This window comes from Marinomonas flavescens, assembly GCF_004352835.1.
Taxonomy (GTDB): domain Bacteria; phylum Pseudomonadota; class Gammaproteobacteria; order Pseudomonadales; family Marinomonadaceae; genus Marinomonas; species Marinomonas flavescens.
In genome coordinates this window covers 21,118-39,954 of the sequence record NZ_SJSB01000015.1, presented here as the reverse complement: position 1 = coordinate 39,954, position 18,837 = coordinate 21,118, and the positions used below count along the sequence as shown (strand labels likewise).

General features: G+C 39.9%; 23 protein-coding genes. 13 read left to right on the top strand and 10 right to left on the bottom strand.

Annotated elements, in window-relative coordinates; all coding sequences use genetic code 11:
• Window positions 1-78: 78 nt before the first annotated feature.
• Both ttcA and E0D70_RS14105 read left to right on the top strand, forming a co-directional pair.
• Window positions 79-915 carry a tRNA 2-thiocytidine(32) synthetase TtcA gene (gene ttcA, locus E0D70_RS14110; protein ID WP_133012933.1) on the top strand — a complete coding sequence of 279 codons (837 nt, stop codon included), beginning with the start codon at window positions 79-81 and terminating at the stop codon, window positions 913-915.
• 11 nt (window positions 916-926) lie between these two features.
• On the top strand, window positions 927-1,493 hold the full coding sequence (locus E0D70_RS14105; RefSeq protein WP_133012932.1) for a YfaZ family outer membrane protein: 567 nt from the start codon (window positions 927-929) through the stop codon (window positions 1,491-1,493).
• An 86-nt stretch (window positions 1,494-1,579) separates the two neighbouring features.
• Here the strand turns inward: E0D70_RS14105 and E0D70_RS14100 are convergent, their stop codons facing one another.
• Genes E0D70_RS14100 through hemN form a run of 3 tightly spaced genes read right to left on the bottom strand, consistent with a single transcriptional unit; the run spans window position 1,580 to window position 4,304 of the window.
• A complete protein-coding gene (locus E0D70_RS14100) occupies window positions 1,580-2,122 on the bottom strand; it encodes an adenine phosphoribosyltransferase (protein WP_133012931.1) in 543 nt (180 codons plus the stop codon).
• A gap of 19 nt (window positions 2,123-2,141) precedes the next feature.
• On the bottom strand, window positions 2,142-2,909 hold the full coding sequence (gene fnr, locus E0D70_RS14095; RefSeq protein ID WP_133012930.1) for a fumarate/nitrate reduction transcriptional regulator Fnr: 768 nt from the start codon (window positions 2,907-2,909) through the stop codon (window positions 2,142-2,144).
• A gap of 24 nt (window positions 2,910-2,933) precedes the next feature.
• The gene (gene hemN, locus E0D70_RS14090) at window positions 2,934-4,304 is read right to left on the bottom strand and encodes an oxygen-independent coproporphyrinogen III oxidase (RefSeq protein WP_133012929.1); all 1,371 of its coding nucleotides are present in this window, start codon (window positions 4,302-4,304) and stop codon (window positions 2,934-2,936) included.
• Window positions 4,305-4,517: 213 nt separating this feature from the next.
• Here hemN and E0D70_RS14085 point away from each other — a divergent pair, with 213 nt between their 5' ends.
• The gene (locus E0D70_RS14085; protein WP_133012928.1) at window positions 4,518-5,129 is read left to right on the top strand and encodes an alpha/beta family hydrolase; all 612 of its coding nucleotides are present in this window, start codon (window positions 4,518-4,520) and stop codon (window positions 5,127-5,129) included.
• 51 nt (window positions 5,130-5,180) lie between these two features.
• Window positions 5,181-5,408, top strand: coding sequence for a sulfurtransferase TusA (gene tusA / locus E0D70_RS14080; protein WP_133012927.1), 228 nt, complete (start codon window positions 5,181-5,183; stop codon window positions 5,406-5,408).
• An 82-nt stretch (window positions 5,409-5,490) separates the two neighbouring features.
• Here the strand turns inward: tusA and E0D70_RS14075 are convergent, their stop codons facing one another.
• The 3 genes from E0D70_RS14075 to E0D70_RS14065 all read right to left on the bottom strand — a co-directional run bounded on the left by E0D70_RS14075 (window position 5,491) and on the right by E0D70_RS14065 (window position 7,171).
• Window positions 5,491-6,084 carry a CBS domain-containing protein gene (locus tag E0D70_RS14075; protein WP_133012926.1) on the bottom strand — a complete coding sequence of 198 codons (594 nt, stop codon included), beginning with the start codon at window positions 6,082-6,084 and terminating at the stop codon, window positions 5,491-5,493.
• 40 nt (window positions 6,085-6,124) lie between these two features.
• The gene (locus tag E0D70_RS14070; RefSeq protein ID WP_133012925.1) at window positions 6,125-6,430 is read right to left on the bottom strand and encodes a hypothetical protein; all 306 of its coding nucleotides are present in this window, start codon (window positions 6,428-6,430) and stop codon (window positions 6,125-6,127) included.
• Between the two features lie 318 nt (window positions 6,431-6,748).
• Complete coding sequence (locus tag E0D70_RS14065; RefSeq protein ID WP_133012924.1) at window positions 6,749-7,171, bottom strand: MaoC family dehydratase; 423 nt, start codon at window positions 7,169-7,171, stop codon at window positions 6,749-6,751.
• A 68-nt stretch (window positions 7,172-7,239) separates the two neighbouring features.
• Between E0D70_RS14065 and E0D70_RS14060 the strand changes: the two genes are divergently transcribed.
• The 7 genes from E0D70_RS14060 to yjjG all read left to right on the top strand — a co-directional run bounded on the left by E0D70_RS14060 (window position 7,240) and on the right by yjjG (window position 13,245).
• A complete protein-coding gene (locus tag E0D70_RS14060) occupies window positions 7,240-7,893 on the top strand; it encodes an HAD family hydrolase (RefSeq protein ID WP_133012923.1) in 654 nt (217 codons plus the stop codon).
• Window positions 7,890-8,909: a S49 family peptidase gene (locus E0D70_RS14055; RefSeq protein WP_133012922.1), complete on the top strand. Its 1,020-nt coding sequence runs from the start codon at window positions 7,890-7,892 to the stop codon at window positions 8,907-8,909. Before E0D70_RS14060 ends, E0D70_RS14055 begins: the two co-directional genes overlap by 4 nt.
• Before the next feature lie 174 nt (window positions 8,910-9,083).
• Entirely contained in the window at window positions 9,084-9,845 is a 762-nt protein-coding gene (locus E0D70_RS14050; RefSeq protein ID WP_133012921.1) for a hypothetical protein, read from the top strand.
• A 49-nt stretch (window positions 9,846-9,894) separates the two neighbouring features.
• Window positions 9,895-10,809: a 50S ribosomal protein L3 N(5)-glutamine methyltransferase gene (prmB, locus tag E0D70_RS14045; RefSeq protein WP_133012920.1), complete on the top strand. Its 915-nt coding sequence runs from the start codon at window positions 9,895-9,897 to the stop codon at window positions 10,807-10,809.
• Window positions 10,810-10,813: 4 nt separating this feature from the next.
• Complete coding sequence (aroC, locus tag E0D70_RS14040) at window positions 10,814-11,911, top strand: chorismate synthase (protein ID WP_133012919.1); 1,098 nt, start codon at window positions 10,814-10,816, stop codon at window positions 11,909-11,911.
• Window positions 11,912-11,985: 74 nt separating this feature from the next.
• On the top strand, window positions 11,986-12,543 hold the full coding sequence (gene yjjX, locus E0D70_RS14035) for an inosine/xanthosine triphosphatase (protein WP_133012918.1): 558 nt from the start codon (window positions 11,986-11,988) through the stop codon (window positions 12,541-12,543).
• Between the two features lie 9 nt (window positions 12,544-12,552).
• Window positions 12,553-13,245 (top strand): pyrimidine 5'-nucleotidase, encoded by a 693-nt coding sequence (gene yjjG, locus E0D70_RS14030; RefSeq protein ID WP_133012917.1) that lies wholly within the window; start codon window positions 12,553-12,555, stop codon window positions 13,243-13,245.
• Window positions 13,246-13,592: 347 nt separating this feature from the next.
• Here the strand turns inward: yjjG and E0D70_RS14025 are convergent, their stop codons facing one another.
• Window positions 13,593-14,438: a helix-turn-helix transcriptional regulator gene (locus E0D70_RS14025; RefSeq protein ID WP_240537146.1), complete on the bottom strand. Its 846-nt coding sequence runs from the start codon at window positions 14,436-14,438 to the stop codon at window positions 13,593-13,595.
• Window positions 14,439-14,556: 118 nt separating this feature from the next.
• Here E0D70_RS14025 and E0D70_RS14020 point away from each other — a divergent pair, with 118 nt between their 5' ends.
• Window positions 14,557-15,042 (top strand): YHS domain-containing (seleno)protein, encoded by a 486-nt coding sequence (locus E0D70_RS14020; RefSeq protein ID WP_133012916.1) that lies wholly within the window; start codon window positions 14,557-14,559, stop codon window positions 15,040-15,042.
• A 367-nt stretch (window positions 15,043-15,409) separates the two neighbouring features.
• Window positions 15,410-16,909, top strand: coding sequence for a methyl-accepting chemotaxis protein (locus tag E0D70_RS14015; RefSeq protein ID WP_133012915.1), 1,500 nt, complete (start codon window positions 15,410-15,412; stop codon window positions 16,907-16,909).
• A 149-nt stretch (window positions 16,910-17,058) separates the two neighbouring features.
• Here the strand turns inward: E0D70_RS14015 and E0D70_RS14010 are convergent, their stop codons facing one another.
• The 3 genes from E0D70_RS14010 to E0D70_RS17815 form a co-directional block, all read right to left on the bottom strand.
• Window positions 17,059-18,225, bottom strand: a complete 1,167-nt coding sequence (locus tag E0D70_RS14010) for an MFS transporter (protein WP_133012914.1) — start codon at window positions 18,223-18,225, stop codon at window positions 17,059-17,061.
• Window positions 18,226-18,383: 158 nt separating this feature from the next.
• Window positions 18,384-18,734, bottom strand: a complete 351-nt coding sequence (locus tag E0D70_RS14005; protein ID WP_133012913.1) for a hypothetical protein — start codon at window positions 18,732-18,734, stop codon at window positions 18,384-18,386.
• 10 nt (window positions 18,735-18,744) lie between these two features.
• Window positions 18,745-18,831, bottom strand: a complete 87-nt coding sequence (locus E0D70_RS17815; protein WP_420813337.1) for a hypothetical protein — start codon at window positions 18,829-18,831, stop codon at window positions 18,745-18,747.
• Between the last annotated feature and the right edge of the window lie 6 nt (window positions 18,832-18,837).

The window sequence follows — 18,837 nt, the reverse complement described above, 5'->3', positions numbered from 1 at the left end:
GAGAGAGTGCTCATTTTTTGATGCGGGTTCGCGGTCAGTATAGTAAGATAGCCGCATTTCGTTTACAGCGTGTGTATCATGGATCTAACTAACAAATCTAAAGAAAAACTGGAGCTTAATAAACTCCACAAACGGTTACGACGACTCACTGGCCAAGCAATTGCCGACTTCAATATGATTGAAGAGGGTGATAAAGTGATGGTGTGTTTATCAGGAGGGAAGGATTCTTATACAATGCTTGAAATCCTTCGTAACCTGCAAGCTAGCGCTCCAATTAGTTTTGAAATTGTAGCGGTTAATTTAGATCAGAAACAACCCGGATTTCCTGAACATATATTGCCTGCGTATTTAGAAGAGCAGGGTGTCGATTTTCATATTTTAGAACGTGATACTTACAGTATTGTTAAAGAAATCGTTCCAGAAGGGAAAACCACGTGTGGCTTATGTTCACGTTTAAGAAGGGGCTCTCTTTATGGTTTCGCAGAAGAAATTGGAGCTACCAAAATAGCACTTGGTCACCATAGAGATGACATATTAGAAACGCTTTTTTTAAACATGTTTTTTGGTGGTAAGTTGAAGTCTATGCCACCTAAGCTATTAAGCGATGATGGCAAACATGTCGTTATTCGCCCTCTAGCTTACTGCAAAGAGAAAGATATTGAGGCGTTTTCCATCGCTAAATCGTATCCGATTATTCCTTGTAACTTATGTGGTTCCCAAAAGAATCTTCAAAGACAAGTAGTAAAGGATATGCTTCAGCAGTGGGATAGAGATTATCCAGGTAGGACGGATATTATGTTTACTGCTATGCAGAATGTCGTTCCTTCGCATCTTGCTGATAACGAATTATTTAATTTTAAAGATTTAAAGCAATCTGAAGATGCTTTTAACAAGTTAAACATTGTATCAATATAGGATTAGTGCAAATGAATCTAACAAATAAAGCCTTACTGCTTACCGCAGGTATTTTGAGTTCATCCATGGTTTTTGCTTCTACTGCGGGTGTAAGTTTGACTAATGATTTAGTGAAAGCGGACGTTGCTATTGATGCCGGCCCTTTTTCTATTAGTGGTGGTGGTACTCATGATGCTGATAATGAAACTTCTTCAGCTTATGTTGGTATCAATATTCAAGATTCAGACACGAGTGGCCCTTTGCAAATTGGGTTGGGTGTTCGCATCTATGCTCTTGATAACAATATGCAAGGGAAAAATGATGAGATTGCCGTTGCTACGGCATTGGGTGGCTGGTACCGCTACACATTCCCTATGGCAAACCGTTTAAGTTTTTACGCTTCTGGTTACTATGCGCCAACTGTGTTGTCTGTATCACGATTGGATCACATGTACACATATGATGTCCGTGGCGAATACATGACCACACAAAATACCCGAGCTTATATCGGTTACGGCAGTACTGTGTCGGTTTATACAAATGGCGAGCGTCGCGAAACAAGTGATGGCCTAAGTATCGGTGCTTCTGTTGCTTTCTAAGTGAGTAGTTTGATATAAAAAAGGTGGCCATCTTGGCCACCTTTTTTATTAACTAAATTTTATCTTGTATAAGGGCTAATTAACCTTTATTCACCGGAAAAAGCGCATAAGCTAAAAATAGATAGATCGTTATCCTGTAGTTTCTGGCTGCCACCAAGGTCGGGTAAATCAATAATAGCGGCAACTTCTTTAATATTCGCACCCTGGCTGGTCAGTAGCGCAACCGCTGCAAGCAATGTTCCACCGGTAGCAATTAAGTCATCAAACAATAACACCTGATCACCTGCTTTTACCGAATTTTCTTGAATCTCAAGCTCAGCAGAACCGTACTCCAAGTCATAGGATTGTGAAATGGTCTTGCCAGGCAATTTGCCTTTCTTACGGATCAAGATCAATGGTTTTTGTAATTCATAAGCCAAGACAGCCGCGATTAAAAAGCCACGCGCATCAATGCAGGCAATATGAGTAATATCGCTGCCAATATAACGGTGCACGTAGGCATCAACTACCATCCGCATACCTTTAGGATCACTAAAAATTGGGGTGATGTCGCGAAAGCTGATACCGGCTTTAGGCCAGTCTTCAACGGTACGAATTAATGACTTGACGTAAAAATCATCGTAAAGCATAGGATAAAAGAGCCTTTTTCTATTTGTTCAAATCGGCGAGTCTAGCACAATCGTCCGCTATCCCCACTAACTTTTGCATTTCAGCAAGATCAGTAATGGTTATCTCTTTACCATCCACTTCAATCAGCTTGTTCTTTTGAAAGCGGGTTATCACACGGCTAACGGTTTCAACGGCAAGGCCCAAATAATTGCCAACTTCTCCACGGGACATTGCTAAACGAAAAGAAATAGCAGAATAACCGCGTTTTTTGAAACGACTAGAAAGGTTCAAAAGGAATGAAGCGACTTTTTCATCTGCATTCTTTTTACCTAGTAAAACCATCATTTGTTGGTCTTCACTGATTTTTCGGCTCATTATTCTAAAAAGCTGATGCCTTAAAGAGGGGATTTGTGCGGTTAAGTTTTCTAGGTGGCTAAATGGAATTTCACATACTGTGGTTGTTTCTAATGCTTTGGCGGTAATAGGGTAAGTATCGTTATCAATGCCACTCAAGCCAACAAGCTCACTCGGACAATAAAAGCCTGTGATTTGCTCTTCACCTGAAGAGGTAATATTGAATGTTTTGAGCGTGCCTGTTCGAACGGCAAAGACAGAGTCAAAGGTTTGACCTTGATGAAAGAGAATTTCCCCTTTCTTTAATGGACGCTTCCTTTCAATAATTTGATCCAATCTGTTTATATCTTCATCAGCTAATGCGATGGGTAAGCATAATGCACTTAAGCTGCAATTCTGGCATTGAGATGTTAGCTTACTGGTGAACCTTGATTGGGCGTGTACGATTGACATAAAGATCTCCCTGACTTCGATTTATTAGATTACCCTAGAGTACTTTACTGCGCTGCCTAGATACTTATCAAATACCATGCAAACACAGCGAATTAGCAAGCGTCCACGCTCTGTTACTCTAATGATAGTATGTTCTTCAATCTGTTCAATTTCAACAATACCATCTTCTTCTAACGCTCTTAATTGCTTTATTTCATCATGAAAATAGTCGTTGAAGTGGATAGCGTGTTTTTGTTCAATGGTTCTACTATCGAGTTCAAATTGGCTAATTAATGCCATAATGGTGTGATGACGAATTAGATCATCTTCATTGCTAATATACCCTTTCACAATGGCCAATTGACCATTTTCGATGCTGTTTTGATAAAGCGATAAATCCGTATGATTTTGGATGTATACACCTTTCAGATGACTAATCGCGGACACGCCAAAGGCGATGAGATCGGTTTCAGCGTGGGTAGTATACCCTTGGAAATTTCTTTGCAATTCACCTTTTTCTTGCGCTATTTTTAAGCTGTCTGTTGGTTTTGCAAAATGATCCATTCCAATATATTCATAGCCAGCTTGGGTTAATAATTCTATAGACAGTTTCAATAAATTCAATTTACCTTCAGGTGAAGGGAGGTCGCTGTCTAATATTCGACGCTGAGCTCTGAAGCGTTCAGGTAAATGTGCATAGTTGAAAACTGAAATACGATCAGGGTTCAGTTCGATGACTTTTTCTAGTGTACTCTTAAAACCGTAAATAGTTTGTTTAGGAAGTCCATATATAAGGTCAAAGTTAACGGATAAGATTCCTAGGTCTCGAGCGTCATTGAGTAAATCTCGAACCATTTCTACAGGCTGTACTCGGTGTATTGCTTTTTGTACTTCATTGTCGAAGTCTTGCACCCCAATACTGATGCGATTAATGCCATTTTCGACTAGTAGTTTCATTTTGGAATGGCTGATTTCTCTTGGGTCTATTTCAATGCTGTAATCTTGGCTGCCATCTTGAACTAAGTTGAAATGATGGTTTATAGCAGAAAATAAGTGTTTCAACTGTTCGTCGGACAAAAAGGTAGGAGTGCCTCCACCAAAGTGAAGTTGAGTCACTGGACGATTTTTATCAAGCATTAGGCTTCTTAAACGCATTTCTTCTTCAAGTAACTCAACGTACTCGGCGCCTTTATCGTATTGTTTTGTGACGACCTTATTGCAAGCACAGTAGTAACAAAGATGCGCACAAAACGGAATATGAAAATACAAGCTAATAGGAGCATGGCTTGGTGATAGCATTTTATCAATCAAGGCTATTTTACTAATGTTAGCATCAAACTGTGGGGCGGTTGGATAAGAGGTATAACGAGGCCCAGATAAATTGTATTTGGTAATGAGAGGTTGATCCCAAATCATGATTTCTTCCTATTAAAATTTCTAATACGAAGTTTACTCTGAGACTTACAGCCGCCTCATGATATAGGTCAACGTTCTTGAGGGCGCAAGGAGTACTTCACCGTTATATTAATCATTTCGGCACTGTAGACTATTTAGTGTATTTACTTCTAAGGTCTTGATGATTCTGCTTAAATACCATTCTTTAATTAACCGTTAATGCTAAGTTGTTTTATGTCGAGCTCCCTTGTTTCAAAAATACCTATTTATCTTGCGCATGGTGCAGGAGCGGGCCATCAGTCGAGTGGTTTTTTAAAGGTTTTCAGTGAAATGACCCTTGATAAGCATGGTAGATCTGTCGTCCCTGTTACCTTCAAATATATGGCAGAACAGGAATCTAGTGGTAAAAAACGTCCACCGCCTCGCTTCAAAACGTTAGTACCTGAATTCATTGAAACCATAAAATTAGAAGAATCCGTTATTGTGGCCGGTAAATCCATGGGGGGAAGAGTCGCGACTCAGCTTTCTCATCAAGAAAATGTTCGTGCCATAATTTGTTTTGGGTTTCCTTTTTACCCATCAGGAAAACCTGAAAAGCATAGGTTGTCCTTTTTGGAAGACGTTGCGGCTCCCTGTTTGATCATACAAGGCACGAGAGACTCACTGGGAAAGCCAGATTGGGTAAACAATCAAACTCTAAATGAGCACATTGAAGTGCATTGGATTGAGGGTGCGGATCATGATTTTAAAACTTTAAAAAAACAAAATTTAAAGACGGAAGATGTGATTGAAAATATTTCAAATGTAGTGGAAGACTGGCTTCAGCGTCATGGGTTAGCGAGTTAATTCTGATTGATTTATAATGATTATAATTATTCATTCAAAGGTGTTTTAGCCATGAGTCACCAACTAGAGTTAGATACAGCTGGGCTGTTGTGCCCAGAGCCTGTCATGATGCTGCATGTGGAAATACGAAAAATGGCATCTAAAGAGGTGCTTAAGGTTATTGCAACAGATCCATCAACGACAAGAGATATTCCTAAATTTTGCAATTTTTTAGGCCATTCTTTAGTCGATCAGACTCAAGAAAATGGCTTTTTCTATTACTGGATTCAAAAAAAATAAAGTAAAAAAAGCCCCATCTTTCAACATAGAAAGATAGGGCTTTCGTTTTCAGTCAATAGAGAGCGCCTCACGGCGCAAAAAACTACGCTACCTGTAATTTACTTGCTGAGTGTGCTTCGCCAAGTAGAGCGATTTTATAAATATTAGCAAAGTTTGTTAGCGTAACATCAATATCTAATTTTAATTGACGTGCAATATCACTAGAAGAAATAATCCCTCTAATAGAATGGTTGCTTTCATCAATAACCAAAAGGTGCTGATGCTCATTATTTTTTTGGCTAAATAGTAAAGATTCAATGTCTGAGTTTTTCAAAGAGTTATAAGACAATGCCAATAGGTTTTCTTTTGGACGCATTAAATCATCAACAATAAGCTCTGAACGAGTGTAACCATTAGCCACTTGCTTAACAAAAGCTCTTTCTGAAAGGTCTTCTAAGCTAATAACACCTTCGAAAGCGCCGTTTGTATTAATAACAATCTTCATTCGAACGTGTTCTTTTCTCATCAATCGAACCAATTCATCGGCACGAGTATTAGATTCAATGACGCGAGGTGCTGCCGTTTTGAAATCGGTAAACACGCTAAGTGCAGGAGAATACAAGTTTGTATTTTCAATAGTCACAGGTTGCGTCAAAGTGTTAACGTCTTTAGTAGAAACATAAGTAAGTGTTTTCATGATAAATCTCCAAAAATTTTAAAATAAAGTGTTTTGTAGGTTATATCAAAAAAGACGGTGGGGCCCTTGGTTGGATTAGCTTAGAGGGTAAGGCCCGAGTAGGGTGGTTGTATATAGCAAGTAAGTTGCTGCTATTTTTTGTTGGTGTCGTTAAAAACCAATAGGATGAGGAATAGCTGTCATTTATTGGGTCAACATCTAATTCTTGAGTCGCTTCTTCGCTGCATAATTGAGCCGTTGTCGGCATCCAGCGCTGCTTACTTATCTCTTGTGCACTGGTTCGCTCAGTCAACGTCAATAAAGACGATGCGATAACGACCATAATGATAAGTAGTTGGGAATTCATATAAAGCCTTAACTCATGATTTATATCATTAAATATATTCTACTGTGTAAATAAATCCAGTGTTTTTTAAGCATTGCCTCGTTTTTACACCATCAAATACTTTTTTATCCATTATAAGGTACAAGAAGAAGGAACAACTCAAATCTATTTATCTATTAAGTGATTTAATGCGTATTTAACCATCAAGCCTTTAAGTAAGTTAGCCAATATCTATTTAGAACGGTGCTGATAAAGTAACCATATTCGTTTAACCGCGAGTCGTTATGAAAGCGACGATGTATTTAATACGCTACGTCACTCCCATAACCGGTTGTGTATTTATGCTGCTGCTGGAACCATAACGGTCGCTTCACCAGTAACAACGGCTTTGCCTTCGCATTCGCACACTGTTTTCAATGTTACTCGTCGGCGGCGTTCGTTAATTTCAGTCACTGTGATCCTAGTCACCACTTCTTGACCAATAAAAACAGGCGCACGAAACTTTAGGCTTTGCTCTAGATAGATACAACCAGGCCCAGGTAGTTGAGTGCCTATAGCGGCAGAAATAAAGCCAGCTGAAAGCATGCCGTGGGCTATTTGCTTACCAAAAGACGTTGTCGCTGCGTATTCAGCATCTAGGTGAACAGGGTTAGAGTCGCCAGTTACGGCGGCAAACGTATGTACATCATCCTCGGTTACAATTTTTCGATATTCAATAGTTTGGTCGATTGATAGTTGTTCTAATGTGAAGCCAGAAGTCATTGCTAATCCTTATCTTACAAATTTTCGCTATGTTACACTCTTGTCGCATCATTCTTAAGAGGTATTGCATGGTTAAGTTAGTGATTTTTGATTGGGATGGCACTCTTTTCGATTCCATAGCAGGAATTTGTAATAGCATGTTGGAAGCGGGAGCTCGTGTTAAAGCGCCTCAAAGAGATTATGATGACATTAAAAACATTATAGGTTTGTCACTTGATACAGCGATTAGCTCGGTTTGGCCGGAGCTTGATAGTGCACACCGAGCGCAACTCGCCGACCATTATAAAGATATTTATGTGAAGAATGATCAAACACCACCTAATGCCTATGATGGCGTGTTTGAGTTGCTCAACACATTACAAGAGTCAGGCCTTAAACTGGCTGTTGCCACCGGAAAGACTCGCCGTGGTTTGAATCGAGTCATGGCGCTGACGCAAACAAACCGCTTTTTCGTTACTTCGCGTTGTGCTGATGAGGCTGTTTCTAAGCCCAACCCATTAATGCTTGAGCAAATTCTAGAAGAACTTAATATCTCTGCAGACGATGCCATTATGATTGGTGATACCGAATATGATCTTAATATGGCCACTAATGCGGGAATGAGAAGTGTAGGGGTAACTTATGGAGCGCACCACCAAGACAGATTAAAAGCCTGCAATCCTTTTGCAATCATCAATGATATTAAACAATTAACCGCTGTTTTAGGACTAAAAAAGCCATGAGTTGGACAGAAGATCAAGATAGAAATAACGAGTCTGGTGTTGAACAAGAGGCATCTCATCAGATAGAAAAGCCTAGTCAAAATACTGATAATGAGACTGACTCTAAGCTTTGGTTGTTACTGGAAAAAACACTAAGCGAGAGCGTTATTGAAAAACGACGAGCGCGTCGCTGGAGAATCTTTTTTCGCTTCACTACGCTCTTTATTATTTTGGCAGTCATTGGGGTGGGTATTGGGCGGTCTCAGTTAGACACAAGCAGTTTAGATAAAAATATCGTTGCTATTATTCCAATGCGTGGTGTTATTGGGGCCGGTGCCGAGATTCAAGCGTCAGAGTACGTTAGTCTATTAGATGACGCCTATAAAAATGCCAACTTAAAAGGGGTCGTTATTGAAATGAATAGCCCTGGTGGCAGCCCTGTTCATGCAGGAATCATTTATGATGCTATTCGTCAAAAAGAAAAGCTATATCCAACCGTTCCAGTCATTGTTGTGGTGGAAGATATGGCAGCATCAGGTGGTTATTACATAGCCTCAGCGGCGAATGAAATTTATGCTGATAAAGCCAGTTTAGTGGGCTCTATTGGTGTTATTTCATCCGGCTGGGATGCAAGTAGTTTAATGAAAAAAATTGGTGTTGAGCGTCGTACTTTTACCGCAGGTCGAAATAAAGATTTTCTTGATCCTTTTGTGCCTATGAGTAAAGAGGGTAAGCAAAAATGGCAGGCCGTATTGGATGAAACCCATCAGCAATTTATTCATGCTGTAGAAGTGGGTCGTGGCGATAGATTGAAAATTACGGATGACGTGTTTTCTGGGATGATATTCACTGGTGTACAGGCTCAAAAAATTGGTTTAATTGATGGATTATCAAGTGCTCATGACCTTTTGAAAAAGCGCTTTCCTGATGCGACCCATGTTATTTATGCTCCGCAACAGGATCCTTGGGAAACAGTGGCTAAGAAATTTGGTGTTGAATTTGCCACTAAAATATTAAGCACAGTGTCTCTTCAATAGCGTCCTTAAAATCAGTAGCGAATAAGTCACTTCTAAAGCCTCTGTAAATCAGGGGCTTTATTATATTGGCTATGTCTTGTATTAAGCAGAATAAATGCTGAGTTAAATAAATACAAAAGATAAAAATGATAATATAATGACTTAATTGATCATTAACTCTATTAAGGCTTCAAGATGGCTCGTAAAGCAAACATTGCAAGAGAAGAAATACATCAGGCTTGTTGGGACTTATTGGAACAAAATCATTTTCCTAACATTCCAAGAATTGCGGATTATTTTCTTAAGAAAGATGGTCGGCACGCATCAAATACCACATTATTGAATGCGATCAGTGAATGGGAAGAGCTCTACAAAGAGTATCAGCAGCATCAATTGAAAGAGCTTAACGATGCTTTGCTGCCTGCGTTTAATCATTTTTCCCGCGAGATCACTCAAACCCTCGGCACTCTATTAGATGAAAAGCAGGTAGACCTTGAAAATCAGCAAGCCTTAAAAGAAAGCGCCACTCACCAAGGGTATCTTTCATTAAGTGCAGCCTTATGCGAAGCTCAAGAATCGTTAACACTAATAAGTGCAGAAAAACAGCAATTAGAAAACAATCATAAAATGCTCACAGAGAAGTATCAGGTGACAGTACAGCACAATGAAGACATGGCTGCCCATAATAAAGTCATCGACAGTCAGCTCAAGCAAACACAAAAAGAGCGTGACGAACTGCAATTAAACTTATCACAAAAAGCCGTTGATCTCGCCAAACTAGATAATAAAGTAGCCAGCCTTGAAGAGCAAAATGCGGCACTTAACGCACAACTTAAAGAGGTAAAAGATCAGCAAAAATCCTCTCAAGAAAGCCATTTAGATAAGCTTCATCAACAGATGGAAGAATTAGCGCAATCCGTTGCTCGTATCCAGATCAAGGATAGAGGCGAGAACTAATAAAGGCTATAATGTTCTTTTGTTTTACCCCATACATGGCCGAATTCTAATGAGCAGTAGACAATCCGCAGTTCGCGACTTAAACACCATTAAAGATTTTATTCGCTGGACCTACAGCCGCTTCCAAAAGGCGGATCTTTTTTATGGTCATGGTACCGACAACTCTTGGGACGAAGCCGTTCATTTGGTCATGGGGTCATTGAGCTTGCCCTTAGATTTTGACCGAACTATGTTAGATTGCGCGCTAACATACAATGAAAAAAAACGTATCCTAAAATTCATTGACCAACGCATTAATAAGCGTGAACCTTTGCCTTATTTATTGGGTGAAGCATGGTTTATGGGGCTTCCGTTTAAAGTAACAAAAGACACCTTGATCCCAAGATCACCGATCATGTCTCTTCTTGAGAGTGAGTTCGCGCCTTGGTTGAATCAATATCCAGCTACTATTCTAGATATGTGCACAGGCAGTGGTTGCCTTGGCATTACAGCGGCATTGGTATTTGATGATGCCAGTGTGGATCTTAGCGATATCAGTGAAGCCGCACTTGCCGTTGCCAATGAAAACATCACACGCCACCTAGTTGAAGATCGCGTACAAACCATTCATTCAGATATGTTCTCAGCCCTAGCTGGCAAACAATACAATCTGATCATCTGTAATCCTCCTTATGTTGATCAGGATGACTTTCAACAAGCTCCTGCAGAATTTCATAATGAACCGGAACTGGCGTTAACGTCTGGTGAAGATGGTCTCGACTTTACCCATAAGTTTTTGGCTCAGGTCGCGCATTATCTGCATGATGACGGTATATTAGTATACGAAGTAGGTAATACCGAGGTCGCTTTGCAAGCGGCTTACCCAGATACTCCTTTTATGTGGGTCGAATTAGAGCAGGGTGGAAACGGCGTTTTCATCCTGACCAAAGAACAACTAAACCAACTATTACACGAGCAAAAGTAGCATTATGTCTGGTAATACATTTGGAACACTTTTTAAAGTCACCACATTTGGTGAAAGTCACGGTCTAGCGTTGGGTGCTATTGTCGATGGTTGCCCACCCGGTATAGAAATCTGTGAAGCCGATCTACAGCGCGATCTTGATCTGCGTAAGCCTGGAACTTCGAAGCACACAACTCAGCGTCGTGAAGCCGATGAAGTAAAAATCATGTCCGGTGTTTTCGAAGGCAAGACGACAGGCACTCCGATTGGCTTGATCATTGAAAACACCGATCAACGCTCACGTGATTACGGTAACATCGAAGATACATTTCGTCCTGCTCATGCAGATTACACCTATGATCAAAAATATGGCTTCCGCGATTATCGTGGCGGTGGTCGTTCTTCAGCTCGTGAAACAGCCATGCGTGTGGCTGCCGGCGCGATTGCTAAAAAATATCTAAAACAGCAATTTGGCATCGAAATCCAAGGCTTTTTATCACAACTTGGTCCGATCAAGCTAGAAGTGAAAGATTTAAGCCAAGTCTACGACAACAGTTTTTTTAGCCCGGATCCAGATGCCATCCCTGAGCTCGAAGAATACATGACTGCATTACGTCGTGAAGGGGATTCTATTGGCGCGAAGATTTCCGTCATTGCGAAAAACGTCATGCCTGGTTTAGGCGCCCCTGTCTTCGATCGATTGGATGCAGATATCGCTAAAGCCATCATGAGCATCAATGCGGTAAAAGGCGTTGAGATCGGCGATGGCTTTGATGTTATTGAACAAAAAGGCAGTCAACACCGTGACGAAATGACGCCAGAAGGCTTCTTAAGTAATCATGCTGGCGGCGTATTAGGTGGGATTTCATCGGGACAAGATATCATTGTTCATATGGCATTGAAGCCAACGTCGAGCATTACTATTCCGGGTAAAAGCATTAACCGAGCGGGTGAGGCTATCGAGGTGGTAACCAAAGGAAGGCACGACCCTTGCGTTGGCATTCGAGCCACTCCGATTGCTGAAGCTATGGTCGCTTTGACGATTATGGATCATTTACTGCGACATCGAGCACAAAATACCGACGTCGTCTGCCCAACACCGATCATCAAGTCTCAAGCCTAGAGCCTAGAGCCTATTGAGCTACCCAAAGCCGCAATCATTGATTGCGGCTTTTGTTTTTTTAAGGAGCTTATCATATGACCAATATCGTTATTAGAATTCGCGTCGCATCGAAAAATCCTGTCAAAATTACTGCTGCCCATCAGGCTTTTAGTCAGGTGTTTCCTACTCACACGATACACTGTGAGGGGATGGAAACGGATTCTGGTGTTGCGGATCAACCAATGACAGAAAGTGAAACACGTCTTGGGGCACAAAATCGAATCCGCTATTGCTACGCTCATGACAGCAATCAAGAAGAAGATTATTTTGTCTCGATGGAAGGAGGTGTTGATGATTTTGAGGAGGGCGCTGCAACATTTGCCTACGTTGCTATTGCAGGTCGCGATGGAAAAATACACACTGGCCGGTCTGCGAACCTACCGTTACCAACTACCGTTTACTTGCGTTTAAAAAATGGTGAAGAGCTTGGCGATGTGATGGATGACTTGTTTCAAGTAGATAATATAAAACAAAAAGGTGGAGCGATTGGTTTGCTCACCAACCATAGAGCTACCCGAGAAAGCGTATATACACAGGCGATCATTTTAATACTTTCGCCAATATTACACCCAGAATTATATTTACAAGGATAAAATAGATAAATGAATTACGAATGGATTATCTTTGATGCTGATGAGACCTTATTCCACTTTGATAATTTCTCAGGTTTAAGCCATATGCTGTCAAAATACGACGTTACTTTTAGTGCAGATGATTTTGACGAGTACCAAAGTATCAATAAACCACTATGGGTGGCATACCAAGATGGCAAGGTAACGGCGAAAGAACTGCAAACTCGGCGTTTTCAACAATGGGCAGATCGGCTACAAATTCCTGCACATCAGCTTAATCATCAGTTTTTAGAATCCATGGCAGATATTTGCAAACCATTGCCAGGCGCTGAAGCGCTAATGACGCATTTGGTTGACCATCAGATTAAAGCGGCGATTATTACCAATGGATTTACACAACTACAAAAAGTACGTTTAGAGCGAACAAAATTTGATCGATATTTTCCTCATGTGATTATTTCTGAAGAAGTTGGCATTGCTAAGCCTCATGTAGGGATCTTTAATCATGCACTTGAGAAAATGGGCAATCCAGATCGTAAAAAAGTCTTAATGGTTGGCGATACACTTGAATCAGATATTCTCGGCGGGATTAACGCACAACTTGATACCTGCTGGTTGAATCATCATAACAAAACCCATCCAGAACACATTGTACCAACATACCAAATTAGCTCACTGCATCAGCTGACTGAAAAATTAAAGCAGGCGGCAAACAATCGTTAGTCGATAAAATGGCTAGGGCAAACGCGACAATAAACCATTATTTGGAAAGAATGGTTTAGAAAGAAAATGTTTGAGAAAAACTCGGCGCCATTTTATGCCGTGCAGATACATAGCGCTGAATGGCGTAAGGAAATATCAGCAAGAAAACTACAGAGCAACAACAAGAGTAAATGACCTCTACTATTTCCGGTAAATGTTATTATCGGAAATAGCGTATATTAGTACTTCTGCCTGTTTTATGGCTCAATTCCATGCTGTTTAAACTTTGAATACCTATAAGGCACATACACAAACTCTAGATTCGCATACAGATAAATCATTTCTGTTTTGAGTATGTTCTTCTGTTTTTAGTTTAGATGCGCGGCGTGTTGCTGCTTCTGCCATTCCTTTGGTGACATGCCTGTTTTCTTTCTGAATACTCTTGCCAGTACTGAGCCATCTTCGTATCCCACTTTATTGGCAATGAAACCCACAGGTTTATCTTGTGACAATAATTGCTGCGCCATAGAAATACGTAAATCAGTGAGAAAATCATTCGGTGTTTGACCAATTGTGGCTCGAAACAAATCAGCGAATTTTGATCGTGACATGGCAGCATGTTCTGCCATGAGCGCCAATGTCCAATCCGATTCTGGTGCTTCTTGTAACTTGATCAATGTGCTTGCTAGCTGTGGATGACTCAGTCCCGCCAGCATACCTTGTATAATCCATCCTTCTTCGGTTAATTTTCTGAACAACTGAATCAATAAAATATCGCATAGTTTACTGACAATGCTTTTCTGACCAAGACCTACAGAACCGACTTCTTTAAAAAGCCAAGTGACGGTATCTGTTAAAGCGTCCCCGTTTAGCTCATGGAAAATAATACTCGGCAATCCAGACACTACTTTTTGCTGTTCTAGCGCGGTAAATTGGATCTCAGCACATATTAACTCTGCTGTTTGCTGATCTTCTGTGATGATTCTATGAGTTGTAGAATAAGGCAAAAAGATAATCGATGGCTGTTCAAACACCATTTTATGGCCAGCGTCATGCAAAACGGTCAATGTTCCAGAGCGAAGATAATGCAAGTGCCCTCCATTCTTTGCATTTTTGACCCCAAATGTTTTACCTCCACAAAAATCACCATTGAAAATGATCTCAGAATGGATAGAAAAACTCTCTAACACGCTATCTAGTTTGTTCAAAGTCATCTACTTAATTCACTTACTTGGACGATTTGTATCAATTTTAAGACGTTTCGACGCTTATTCTACGGGCAATAAAAATACACTAGAGTGACTCAATTGAACTAAATAAAAGGACAACACCATGCAAGTCTCAACTATTATTAAACACATCGCTGCAGCAACCGTACTTTTTTCTAGCGCAGCTGCTTTTGCCGCAGATATTGATTCAAATGCTGACGCTAACGATCTTGCGATTCAAGGCTATGATACCGTTGCCTACTTTACAATGGGTAAGCCGGTATTAGGCAGTAATGAATTCACTTCAAATTACAAAAATGCCACCTTTCATTTTGTTTCTGAACAAAACAGAAATTTGTTTAATAAAGATAAAGTTAAATATGCACCACAGTTCGGTAATTTCTGTGCAATGGGCACCGCGATGGGTCTAAAATTTGATGTAGACCCGACAGCATGGAAAATAGTGGAAGGTAAGTTGTATTTAAATTTGAATAAAGATGTACAAAAAGCCTGGTTAAGAGACGTTCCTGGTAATATACAAACAGCGGAGCAAAACTGGCCTGAACTAAAAGGCTTAACTGTTGCTGAAGCCAGAGCGCTGAATGGTTAAAGCAGCAATTCATTAAATTAAATAATCATAGCCTATGCGGAAACTCATAGGCTTTTTCACAAGGCTAACTTAATAAAGTTAGCCGCTAAATCTGCTATCGTCTCGTAGATAACTGAAGCTATTATCTCCCTCCTCATTTTGTTTAATTATTTTTTATCCATTTGGTCAAATTTTGTAATTACCCCTACTGCGATTGATAGAAAGGCCATACAATCTTTTCTTTTCACTTCTTATGATCATCCAATTCGTTCTTAAATAAAGAATTGAGATGAAAAAAAGCATTATTCTCTTAAAGGTAATCCAAAATTCTATTAGTACCGTATAGACACTTTAAGGCATTCACTAGAGCTCGTTGAGGGGCTAAACAATGACAGTAGCAGTAGATAATTCTTCAAAAAACGACTTACTTATTTATCGTTTCTTACTTATACAAATCCCCGTTTTATTGATTAGTGGCTTAGTTGGAGCTAGTTTATTTAGCTTTACCTTAATCAGCGCGACGATTCTTTTTGTACTCACTCAGTGCCTTTATAGCTTTTTCAAAGGCAAGCAAATGTTTTCTATCTGCGCTGCTATTTTGACCATGCTGTCATCTTCAGCCTTGATACAAAGTCAGTTTGGTATGATTGAAATGCACTTTCATATCTTTGCCGCTATGGTGGTTTTTTTGGTGTATCAAAGCTGGAAGCCGATTGTAGCCGCCTTGCTGACCACAGCAATTTATCATATCAGTTTTATGTTTGTTCAAATGAGTGGTTATTCAATTGGTGATATGCCGGTGATGATTTTTGCTGGGCCTCATACTATTTGGGTAATGATAGTTCATTGTCTTTTTGCTACTTCGGAGGCTGTTCTTTTAATTTATATGGCCTTACAGATGAAAAAAGAATCTACTTCAAACATTAATATAGCCAAAGCTATCTCGGCTATTTCCGATAATAATGATCTTTCAATTCGTTTGCATAACCCTACATCAAATGCCGAAACGACGTTTAACCTCTTGTTAGATAAGCTCGTAAATTTGTTTACAGACTATCAACATATCGCGAACGAGTTAGTTTCTAGTAGCAATCAAATTCAGAGCATCAGCAAAGAAGTAACAGAGTACGCAGCAACCACTAATGAGCGCGCTCAACGCGTAGCAATATCAGCAGAAGATATTTCACAGACAATGCGCTCAATTTCACAAAGCAGCACACAATCTGCGGACCTTATCGGTGAACTAGAGCAAGGTATATTGAAAGACAGTAATCAAACGTTTGAAATAATGAAAGACATGGAACTATTATCAGAAAATACATCCATAATTTCTGGCTCACTGCACTCATTAACAACGGATGTTGACTCCATTACTAAGCTGCTTGATTCTATTCGTAGCATTTCAGATCAAACAAATCTATTAGCCTTGAATGCAGCAATAGAGGCTGCAAGAGCAGGAGAAACCGGTAGAGGTTTTGCTGTAGTTGCAGACGAAGTAAGAACACTTGCTAAGAGATCCAGTAATTCAACGGATGATATAGAGAAGGTATTGGCGAATTTAAATGCCAGTGTTGCCAACACGGTACAATCAATGGAGTCAGGAAGAGAAAGAACATCGATCAGTGTTGAACACGCAGATACTATATCTAAAGCTTTATTAGAAAGGGCTAAATCCGTTGGTAGCGCGGTTATCTCTAGCAAAAATATAGCTCAAGAGTCTGTAGAGCAAGAAAAATTAATCTCTGAAATGAACCATCAAGTTGGCGAAAATGCCCAATCTATTAAGTCATTGTCCGAATTAATGGAACAATTACAACAAAGCAGTACTAAAATAAATCTAGTGACTAAAAATTATGAAACCAAAGCAAACTTATTCAAAACCACATAGTCGTATCTAAAATCTACTCAGGCAGCACCCTATTCTATTAGTGACTGCCTGTTTTTTCTTATTTTAACTTGATATTGTCAAACTCACATAGAGCAAAAATAATCATTGGAACTCATTTCCTGTCTATATTTAAACTATTTAGAACTGCTCTAATTCAAAATAGCGTTGTTTTTAGCAAGCATTCTACTGATTAGTACAAGAATAATAGCTAGGAATGACAAAGAGGCGGCAACACTGGGAATCCAAGCGTAGCTAAAGCCAAGCGTAATCACCAAACCACCTAATACCGCACCTAATGCATTTCCCAAGTTGAACGCACCTATATTAATAGAGGATGCCAACCCTGGCGCTTGATCTGCTATTTTCATGACTTTCATCTGTAATGCTGGTCCGCTACCAAAAATAGCTACGCCCCAGAAAAAGACCATAATGCCAGCTGTGAGCGTGGTTGTTGCGACTAAGCTAAATAAACACGCTGCAATAATTTGGGCTGTCAAAATGGTAAATAATGCTAAATCTGGCGACTTATCTGATAACTTACCACCGATATAATTACCGCAGGTAAAACCAATACCAGCCAAGGCGAGCATCGTAGCCACTGTATTTTCGGATGCATTCGCTAATGTATGTAGAATTGGAGCAATATAGGTATATAGAGTGAACATAGAGCCTGCGCACAATACCGTTGTTGCAAAAGCCCGTAATGCAGCAGGTTGAATAATCGCTTTCAACTCCTTACGTACATCGGTCTTTTCAGTTGCTGGCATTGCAGGAAGATTTCGTGCTAGCCCAAACATGGCAATCAAACCTAAGACGGCAGTCACCGCAAACGCCATTCGCCAATCAATGTTTTGACCTAACCACGTAGTAATAGGTACGCCCACAATATTTGCAATGGTTAAACCTAGAAACATAGATGCCAAGGCAGAACCTTGCTTATTAGGTGGGGCTAAATTCATAGCGACCATAGCGCCGATGCCAAAGAAAGCACCATGTGCAAGACTTGTAATAATCCGAGCAAACATCAAGACTTCATAACTAGTCGCCAAAGCCGCAAATATATTGCCTATAACGAAGACACTCATTAGACCAATAAGGGCATTTTTACGACTGAACCGACTGAGATATAAGGTAATAATAGGCGCACCAAACATAACGCCAAAAGCATAAGCACTGATCAATAACCCTGCTGTTGGAATGGATACATGAACACCCTCTGCAATCACGGGCAGTAATCCCATTGGCATAAATTCTGTTGTGCCTATGCCGAATGCGCCTAACGCGATGGCAAAGATACCCCACTTATAAGATTGCATATATTTTATTTCCTACTGCTTCATTGAAAGACAGACAATAAAAAAGGAAACTACAGAATTACATAGTTTCCTTATCGCCAAATCGAGTTTTTACGATGCCTATAATACCAGCAAAAACTTAATTATCTCAGTATCCATAAAGCGGATTTGAAAAATCATTATTTCTTCATTAGTATTTTACTCGGCGCTTTACCACAACAATGTGGAACATGATTCAGATTGTCTTGAATATTAAGTTCCACATTTTTAGCCAAATTCAAGCGCCAGCGGTAAAACAGCCCTCCTTTTAACACCATTCCACCACGTCTAATGCTATCAAGTATCATCACAAGTGATACATGTAGGACATCATAATGAATGACAATTCGTTGTTTTTTCAACTCAACCTGTAGAAATTCAATACCATGAAAATTGTGCCATTGTTGAAAAAAGTCAGTAGCACTCAATCTAGATATTTGTGAAAGATGAATAGTCACTTTAGCAAGGGAGGCTGATTCATTACGGAACATGAGGCCTCCCTTATTTCTTTTTGCTGGGTGCCCAAAACCACCAAGCGATTAAAACAATGAGTAACACCCCTAGAATATTAATAAGAAAAGACATAATTTCCTC

Coding starts and splice junctions, on each gene's coding strand:
- E0D70_RS14070 (WP_133012925.1), bottom strand. CDS start 6,430: ATGAATTCCCAACTACTTATCATTATGGTCGTTATCGCATCGTCTTTA.
- tusA (WP_133012927.1), top strand. CDS start 5,181: ATGAGTCACCAACTAGAGTTAGATACAGCTGGGCTGTTGTGCCCAGAG.
- yjjG (WP_133012917.1), top strand. CDS start 12,553: ATGAATTACGAATGGATTATCTTTGATGCTGATGAGACCTTATTCCAC.
- E0D70_RS14085 (WP_133012928.1), top strand. CDS start 4,518: ATGTCGAGCTCCCTTGTTTCAAAAATACCTATTTATCTTGCGCATGGT.
- hemN (WP_133012929.1), bottom strand. CDS start 4,304: ATGATTTGGGATCAACCTCTCATTACCAAATACAATTTATCTGGGCCT.
- E0D70_RS14005 (WP_133012913.1), bottom strand. CDS start 18,734: ATGTTCCGTAATGAATCAGCCTCCCTTGCTAAAGTGACTATTCATCTT.
- E0D70_RS14025 (WP_240537146.1), bottom strand. CDS start 14,438: ATGACTTTGAACAAACTAGATAGCGTGTTAGAGAGTTTTTCTATCCAT.
- prmB (WP_133012920.1), top strand. CDS start 9,895: ATGAGCAGTAGACAATCCGCAGTTCGCGACTTAAACACCATTAAAGAT.
- E0D70_RS14100 (WP_133012931.1), bottom strand. CDS start 2,122: ATGCTTTACGATGATTTTTACGTCAAGTCATTAATTCGTACCGTTGAA.
- E0D70_RS14075 (WP_133012926.1), bottom strand. CDS start 6,084: ATGAAAACACTTACTTATGTTTCTACTAAAGACGTTAACACTTTGACG.
- E0D70_RS14105 (WP_133012932.1), top strand. CDS start 927: ATGAATCTAACAAATAAAGCCTTACTGCTTACCGCAGGTATTTTGAGT.
- E0D70_RS14065 (WP_133012924.1), bottom strand. CDS start 7,171: ATGACTTCTGGCTTCACATTAGAACAACTATCAATCGACCAAACTATT.
- E0D70_RS14050 (WP_133012921.1), top strand. CDS start 9,084: ATGGCTCGTAAAGCAAACATTGCAAGAGAAGAAATACATCAGGCTTGT.
- E0D70_RS14055 (WP_133012922.1), top strand. CDS start 7,890: ATGAGTTGGACAGAAGATCAAGATAGAAATAACGAGTCTGGTGTTGAA.
- ttcA (WP_133012933.1), top strand. CDS start 79: ATGGATCTAACTAACAAATCTAAAGAAAAACTGGAGCTTAATAAACTC.
- aroC (WP_133012919.1), top strand. CDS start 10,814: ATGTCTGGTAATACATTTGGAACACTTTTTAAAGTCACCACATTTGGT.
- yjjX (WP_133012918.1), top strand. CDS start 11,986: ATGACCAATATCGTTATTAGAATTCGCGTCGCATCGAAAAATCCTGTC.
- E0D70_RS14015 (WP_133012915.1), top strand. CDS start 15,410: ATGACAGTAGCAGTAGATAATTCTTCAAAAAACGACTTACTTATTTAT.
- E0D70_RS14010 (WP_133012914.1), bottom strand. CDS start 18,225: ATGCAATCTTATAAGTGGGGTATCTTTGCCATCGCGTTAGGCGCATTC.
- fnr (WP_133012930.1), bottom strand. CDS start 2,909: ATGTCAATCGTACACGCCCAATCAAGGTTCACCAGTAAGCTAACATCT.
- E0D70_RS14020 (WP_133012916.1), top strand. CDS start 14,557: ATGCAAGTCTCAACTATTATTAAACACATCGCTGCAGCAACCGTACTT.
- E0D70_RS14060 (WP_133012923.1), top strand. CDS start 7,240: ATGGTTAAGTTAGTGATTTTTGATTGGGATGGCACTCTTTTCGATTCC.